Genomic DNA, 7228 nt, shown 5'->3' with positions numbered 1-7228 from the left:
GGTCGACGCCGTCCTCGACCTGGCTCGACGAGGTCTCGATCAGCGTCTTGATCTCCTTGGCGGCCTCGGCCGAGCGCTGGGCGAGCGCGCGCACCTCGCTCGCGACGACGGCGAAGCCCTTGCCGGCATCACCCGCGCGGGCGGCCTCGACGCCCGCGTTGAGCGCCAGGAGGTTCGTCTGGAAGGCGATCTCGTCGATCACCCCGATGATCTGCGAGATCTGCTTCGAGGAATTCTCGATCTCCGTCATGGCGCCGACAGCGCTCTTGACGACCTCGCCGGACTGCTCCGCATCGCCCTTCGCCTTCGAGACGACGGAGCTTGCGTGGTTTGCGCCTTCGGAGGTCCGCCTGACCGTCGCGGTGATCTCGTCGAGGGCCGCCGCCGTCTCCTCCAGGCTCGCCGCCTGCTGCTCGGTGCGCCGCGACAGGTCGTCGGAAGCCTCGGAGATCTCGCCAGTCCCCGAACGGATCGCCGCAGTCGCCGCGTTGATCGTCCTCATCGTATCCTGCAGCTGCGTCATCGCCTCGTTGAAGTCGTCCTTCAGCTTGCGATAGTCGCCGGGGAACGCCGCCTGGATGCGGAAGGTCAGGTCGCCTTCCGAAAGCTTGGCCAGACCCGTCCCGATCTCCGCGACCACGATCGCCTGCTCCTCGGCCGCCTGCCGCTCGCGTGCCTCGTTGTGGCTGCGTGCGCTCTCGGCCTCCTTCCGCTGCGTCGCGACTTCCGCCTCCACGCGCTCCTTCTCGACGGCGGCCTCCTTGAAGGTGAGCACGGCCTGAGCCATCTCGCCGATCTCGTCGTGCCTCTCGACATGCGGCACCGCCACCATGTTGTCGCCTGCGGCAAGGGCCTTCATCGTTCCGGTCATGGCGACCACCGGCCGCGTGATCGAGCGGTTCGAATACCAGCCGAGGAAGGCGGCCATGGCGACGAGCAGCGAGACCCCGCCCGCGAGGGTGGCCACGGCCACAGCGGTCGCGTTGTTCTGGTCGACCTCGCTCGCCTGAACGCTCGCCAGCGCCGCGTCGCGGAACGCGTCGAGACCGTCTTCCACGGGCTCTATGAACTGGTCGGCCAGACCCGAGCTCAGGATCTGGACGGCCTCGCCATAGCTGAAGGCCTCAGATGCCCTGGCGATTGCCGGATCCGCGACCTGCGCGTGCCACGCCGCCGCGGCCTCCGCGATGGTTCGGACGCTCGCCTGTGCCTCGGCGTCGCCGCGGCTGAGCTCGGCGATCCTGTCGACCTGGGCCGTGAACGCGTTGTAGTGGTGCTTCACCCGGTCGGCATAGTACTGGTCCTTGAGGATCAGGTAGCCGCGCAGAGAATTCTCCTGCCGCGTCACGGCGGCTCGGGCCTCGGCCGCGGCGAGCACGATCTCGGTCTGCAGCTTCGTCCTCGCCTGCTCTTCTTCCAGCCGGCCCAGGCTCATGTACACGGCCGCGCCCATGATGGCAGCGGCAACGGTCATGACGGCGAAGGACATCGCAAGCTTCGCCGACAGTCTCAGATCAGTGATACGCACTTCCCACTCCACACATTCCGGCCGACACCGGTTCGCCCCCCGGCGATCCGTGGTGCATCGACACCCCCCGTGCCGCGTCCACACATCTTTCGGTGCTTGTCACGGTCGATCGACGGCGATCGAGATTGCTCCGAGCCGCCCGACGTCATCGAATGTAGAGATGAAGTTGTTGCTGCCAGCTTAAGCAGCCGGCGAGCGTCTACTGGTTTGCCGCGGAATTTCCGTGCCGGCTAACGGCCGAGTGCGAGGAGCCGAACTGCTCCACGGGGAAAATTAGGAGAAAGACGGCAGAAAGATCTTCTGGCTACGTGGAACCGCCGCACCGGCCGTCGAAATCTCGGCGGGCTGCGTCGATCCTTTCTCCGTGCCGCCGCGCCCAGTCGCCGAGAGCCGCCACCGGCCCCAGGAGGTCGCGTCCGAGTTCGGTCAACTCGTAGTCGACGCGCGGCGGGACCGTCGGGAACACCGTGCGCGTCACGAGACCGTCGCGCTCGAGGCCGCGCAGGGTGAGCGTGAGCATGCGCTGGGAAATGGAACCGATCGCGCGCCGGAGCTCGTTGAAGCGCATAGGGCCGCTGCCGAGCGTCACGACGACCAGCACGGTCCACTTGTCGCCGATCCTCTGCAGGATCTCGCCGACCCGGCGGCAGTCGGCGGGAACATGGATGTCACCAACGGACACGAAAGTGCCTCCTTGCGAGCCTCTCCCGGTAACCTATTTAGTGCAGGTCACAAAAGGTTACCACTGTCCTGCCACGGCAAGAAGGATCGGCTCATGACTCTCAAGCTCAACATCATCGTCGCCAGCACGCGGCCGGGCCGCCAGGGGCCTGCAGTGGGCGACTGGTTCGAGGAGTATGCGCGGGGCCATGGGGCGTTCGAGCCCGTGCTGCTCGATCTCGCCAAGGTCGGCCTGCCGCTCTACGACGAGCCGCGTCACCCGGCGATGCAGCAATACGAGCACGAGCACACGAAGCGATGGGCGAAGTCGGTCGCCGCGGGCGATGCGGTCGTGCTCGTGACGCCCGAGTACAACCACACAATGCCGCCGTCGCTCGTGAACGCGCTCGACTTCGTCTACAAGGAGTGGAACTACAAGCCGGTGGGCATCGTCAGCTATGGCGGCGTCTCAGGCGGCCTGCGGGCGGCGCAGACCGCGCGCGAGATGGCCGCGACGCTGAAGATGATGCCGATCCCGGAAGGCGTCCCGATCCCGAACTTCGCCCAGTCGATCGAAGAGGGGCGGTTCAAGTCGAACGAGCTGATCGACGCCAGCGCGAAGTCGATGCTCGACGAGCTCGCGAAATGGGCGAAGGCGCTGAAGCCGCTGCGCGAGCCGGCGCGCACCCCGGAGCCCGCCGCGGCCTGAGCTTGCGGGGAGGGGCGTTCGGCGCTATCGGCATGGAGGTCCGAGCGAGGATCTCCACATGCCGCTGCACACCTGGCTGCTCTTCCTGCCCGCCGTCTTCGCGATCAACGTCTATCCCGGTCCCAACAACCTGATGGCGCTCGGCAACGGCGCGCGGCGCGGCGGCCGGCAGGCCTTCCTCGCCGCCGCCGCGAGGCTGCCGGCCTTCGCGGCGATGATCGCTCTGGTCGCGCTCGGTCTCGGGGTCGTGCTGGCGGCCTCCGAGACGTTCTTCGTCGTGCTCAAGTGGATCGGTGCCGCCTATCTCGTCTATCTCGGGATCAGGATGATGCTCGCTCCCGTCGACGAGGCGGCGGTAGGGCGGGCGCCGGCGGAGCCGCTCGCCCGGCTCGCCCGGCGGGAGTTCCTGGTCGCCGCGACGAACCCGAAGGCGATCGTCACCTTCACGGCGTTCTTCCCTCAGTTCCTGACTCCGGGCGGCGAGCACTACGTCGAGATGGCGCAGATGGGGCTCGCGTTCCTGCTGCTCGAGGCCGTCGCCATCCTCATCTATGCCGGCCTTGGCAGCCGCATCGGCGCGCTCGCCGGCACCGCGCGCCGGATGCGTCTCGTCAACCGCCTGTCGGGCGGCGCTCTCGTTGTCGCGGGGGCGCTTCTGGCGCTGGCGCGCCGGCCGCAGGCGGTTTGAGATGGCCGGTCCCTCCGAAGCCGGGCTCGAGGCGACGTGCCCATGGCACGGCGGAGATCCGCTCTACCGCGCCTATCACGACGAGGAGTGGGGGAGGCCGGTGAAGGACGACCGGCGGCTCTTCGAGAAGCTGTGCCTCGAAGGCTTCCAGGCGGGTCTCTCCTGGCTGACCATCCTGCGGAAGCGCGAGAACTTCAGGCGCGCCTTCGAAGGTTTCGATATCGAGCGTGTGGCTTCGTTCGGCGAGGCGGAGGTGCGCCGTCTCCTGGCGGATCAGGGCATCGTCCGCCACGAGGGCAAGATCCGTTCGACGATCAACAATGCGCAGCGGACGCTGAGCCTCGTCGCGGAGGAAGGCTCGCTCGCGGGTTTCGTCTGGGCTCACGAGCCGGCGCCCGCCACCAGGCCGACGCACGTCACGCGTCAGACGCTCGCCGAGATGACGACGAGCCCGGAGTCGGTCGCGTTGTCGAAGGCGCTGAAGAAGCGCGGCTTCACCTTCGTCGGGCCGACGACGGTCTACGCCTTCATGCAGTCGATGGGTCTCGTGAACGATCACCTGTCGAACTGTCCTATCCGCGCGATCGTGGAAGAAAGACGCGCCAATTTCGTCCGTCCGGACCAGGCCTCTACCGGATAATTCGCCTTTCTGTCTGATTTCAGACAGAGCGGGTTGAATTCCCGTCCCCGAGGTCTCACCCTCTCTGAACAGAGATTTGCCGCTCATGTGTCGGAGTGCGGCCGGCCGGTCCCGAATGCCGGCTCGCCCGCCCCTGCACTTTTCCAAGGCACCGGCCGAGATTTCGGCGAACGGCATGCCGACACTGCCCGGCCCGGTAGCCCCACCCTTCTCCCCGACGAGAAAGGACCCGATGAACATCGACATTTCCGAGCTCGGAGAGGTCTATCCCGACTTCCGGGTTGCCGCGGTCACCTGCTGCAACCTGAGGATCGACGAGCAACGCTCCGAGGAGCTCCACGACGTGATCGCATCGCGCGAGGAGGAGGTCCGGCGTCGCTGGGTCGGCGTGGAGATGGGCGAGATCCCCGGCATCAAGGTCTGGCGCGATGCCTATCGCCGGTTCGGCATCAGGAGAGGCAGCTACCGTTCCTCGGTCGAGCGCCTGCTCCGGAATTGCGTGAACGAGCGGGCGCTGCCCCCCATCAACGCCTTCGTCGACGTCTACAACGTCGTCTCGCTGACGCACGTCCTGCCGGCCGGCGCGAACGACCTTTCCTGTGTGAAGGGTTGCCTGTGCTACCGCTACGCGGCGAAAGGCGACACGTTTCACGACCTCGCCGACAGCGGCGAACCGGTGGATAATCCCCCGAATGAGGGGGAAGTCGTCCTGGCGGACGACGAGAAGGTGCTCTGCCGGCGCTGGAACTGGCGCCAGGACAGCCGGTCCTTGATCCAGCCCACCACGCGCGAGGCCGTCGTCGTGATCGAGGACAATGGCTGCGGCAACATCGAGGCCGCCGTCGACGATCTCGTCGATCTCCTCGGCTATTTCTGCCGTGCGGACGCGGCCATCACCACGGCGACGGCCGAGGATCCCCGGCTCGAGCTGCGGCAGCCGGCCCCGGCCTGAGACGCAACGCCTCCGAGCGACCTTGCATGTCCGGTTCCGAGGCTCTCTGCTCCAGGGGCGCCGCCGGGCGCTCTCCTTGACAGTATAAACATATCTTTATATCGTTCTCCGCACATTGGCTCGCGAGGCAATTGGAGACACGGTATTGGCCGGCGTTTCGAGTGATCAGCTTCTTGCCGCGCTGCGTGCGTCAGGCGAACCGACACGGCTGCGGATCCTCGCGCTCCTCGCGGAGGGCGAGCGCAGCGTGAAGGATCTGACGGATATCCTGGGCCAGAGCCAGCCGCGGATCAGCCGGCATCTCAAGCTGCTGGTCGATTCGGGGCTCGTGAAGCGTCACCCGGAAGGCGCCTGGGCCTTCTTCCGTCTCGCGGAGGACGGCGGCAGCGTCGCCTTCGTGCGCCAGCTCCTGGCGGCGCTGTCCCCGGAGGACGCCCTCGTGGCGCGGGACCGGGAGCGGCTCGATGCCGTGCGGCAGGGGCATTCGGAGGCCGCGCAGGCCTATTTCGCCCGCCATGCCGGCGTCTGGGACCAGATCCGGTCGCTGCATGTCGACGAGAACGAGGTCGAGGCCGCCATACTCGATCTCCTCGGGGACGAGCGGTACGACACGGTCGTCGATCTCGGCACCGGCACCGGCCGGATGCTGCAGCTTCTCGCCGATCGGGCGGAACGGGGCATCGGTCTCGACGTGTCGCACGACATGCTGTCCTTCGCGCGCTCCAGGCTCGACGACGGCCGCCTGCGCCATTGCCAGGTCCGCCAGGGGGACATCTACGCGACGCCCCTCGACAGCGACGTCGCGGATCTCGTGATCGTGCATCAGGTCCTGCACTTCCTCGACGATCCGGAGCGCGCGATCGCCGAGGCGCGGCGGCTTCTGAAGCCCGCGGGCCGGCTGCTCGTCGTCGACTTCGCGCCGCACGATCTCGAGTTTCTTCGCGACCAGCACGCGCACCGGCGGCTCGGCTTCGACCACGACCACATGAGCGCCTGGCTCACGGGGGTCGGGCTCGAGCCCGACCGCCACATCGAGCTCGCCGGCACCGGCGACCGCAACAGTCTGACGGTGGTGGCGTGGTCCGCCCGCGACACCCGTTCCGCCGTCCGGACCCCAGATAGACTTTCAGAGGAGGCCGCGTGATGACGCAGCAGGATCCGAAGCCCTTGGCGCCCGACTTTTCGGTCTCGTTCGAGTTCTTTCCACCGAAGAACGAGGCGATGGAGCGCACGCTGTGGCGGTCGATCGAGCGCCTCGCGCCGCTGCAGCCGAAATTCGTTTCCGTCACCTACGGCGCCGGCGGCTCCACCCGCGAGCGGACGCACAACGTCGTCGCCCGCATCGTCAGGGAGACGCCGCTGCGGCCGGCCGCGCACCTGACCTGCGTCGGCGCATCCTGCGACGAGGTCGACGAGGTGGTCCGCCTCTATCACGAGGCCGGCGTACGGCACATCGTGGCGCTGCGCGGCGACCCGGCCGAGGGCGTCGGCGCCTGCTACGCGCCGCACGCGCAGGGCTATCAGACGACGGCCGACCTCGTCGCCGGCATCAAGCGTGTCGGAGATTTCGAGGTGTCGGTCTCGGCCTATCCGGAGAAGCACCCGGAGTCGCCCGATGTCGACGCCGACCTCGACGTGCTGGAGGCGAAGGTCGATGCCGGCGCCGACCGCGCGATCACGCAGTTCTTCTTCTCCAACGAGCACTTCTACCGCTACCGCGACCGCGTCGCGGCCCGGGGCATCGATGTCGATCTCGTGCCGGGCATCCTGCCGATCTCGAACTTCGCGCAGGTGAAGAAGTTCGCCGGCATGTGCGGCGCTTCGGTCCCGGACTTCCTCGGCGAGCGCTTCGAGGGTCTCGACGAGGATCCGGAGACCCGGCAGCTCGTGGCCGCTGGCGTCGTCGCCGAGCAGATCCTCGACCTGGCCGCCAACGGCGTGAAGGAGTTTCACTTCTACACGCTGAACAAGGCCGAGCTGTCCTACGCGGCCTGCCACATGCTCGGCCTGCGGCCGCACTTCGCGACCGACGCGGCCGCCTGAGGGCGGCT

General features: G+C 67.6%; 8 protein-coding genes. 6 read left to right on the top strand and 2 right to left on the bottom strand.

The features are described 5' to 3' along the window. Both N177_RS01720 and N177_RS01715 read right to left on the bottom strand, forming a co-directional pair. Positions 1-1528 (bottom strand): methyl-accepting chemotaxis protein (locus N177_RS01720; protein ID WP_040484972.1); only part of this gene is annotated, 1528 nt, incomplete at its 3' end. Between the two features lie 304 nt (positions 1529-1832). After that, the gene (locus tag N177_RS01715) at positions 1833-2210 is read right to left on the bottom strand and encodes a winged helix-turn-helix transcriptional regulator (RefSeq protein ID WP_023430494.1); all 378 of its coding nucleotides are present in this window, start codon (positions 2208-2210) and stop codon (positions 1833-1835) included. Positions 2211-2303: 93 nt separating this feature from the next. Here N177_RS01715 and N177_RS01710 point away from each other — a divergent pair, with 93 nt between their 5' ends. From N177_RS01710 to metF, 6 genes are all read left to right on the top strand, one after another. Next, positions 2304-2897: an NADPH-dependent FMN reductase gene (locus N177_RS01710; RefSeq protein WP_023430493.1), complete on the top strand. Its 594-nt coding sequence runs from the start codon at positions 2304-2306 to the stop codon at positions 2895-2897. 58 nt (positions 2898-2955) lie between these two features. Then, complete coding sequence (locus N177_RS01705; RefSeq protein WP_023430492.1) at positions 2956-3585, top strand: LysE family translocator; 630 nt, start codon at positions 2956-2958, stop codon at positions 3583-3585. Position 3586: 1 nt separating this feature from the next. Then, positions 3587-4225 carry a DNA-3-methyladenine glycosylase I gene (locus N177_RS01700; RefSeq protein WP_023430491.1) on the top strand — a complete coding sequence of 213 codons (639 nt, stop codon included), beginning with the start codon at positions 3587-3589 and terminating at the stop codon, positions 4223-4225. 232 nt (positions 4226-4457) lie between these two features. After that, entirely contained in the window at positions 4458-5177 is a 720-nt protein-coding gene (locus N177_RS01695; RefSeq protein WP_023430490.1) for a B3/B4 domain-containing protein, read from the top strand. 145 nt (positions 5178-5322) lie between these two features. Beyond that, a complete protein-coding gene (locus N177_RS01690; RefSeq protein WP_023430489.1) occupies positions 5323-6321 on the top strand; it encodes an ArsR/SmtB family transcription factor in 999 nt (332 codons plus the stop codon). Beyond that, positions 6321-7220: a methylenetetrahydrofolate reductase [NAD(P)H] gene (metF, locus tag N177_RS01685; protein ID WP_023430488.1), complete on the top strand. Its 900-nt coding sequence runs from the start codon at positions 6321-6323 to the stop codon at positions 7218-7220. Before N177_RS01690 ends, metF begins: the two co-directional genes overlap by 1 nt. Positions 7221-7228 lie beyond the last annotated feature (8 nt).

It is taken from the genome of Lutibaculum baratangense AMV1 (genome assembly GCF_000496075.1).
GTDB classification, from domain to species: Bacteria; Pseudomonadota; Alphaproteobacteria; order Rhizobiales; family Tepidamorphaceae; genus Lutibaculum; species Lutibaculum baratangense.
Note: the sequence above shows the minus strand (reverse complement) of the source record. Positions and strands in the feature narration are given on the sequence as shown.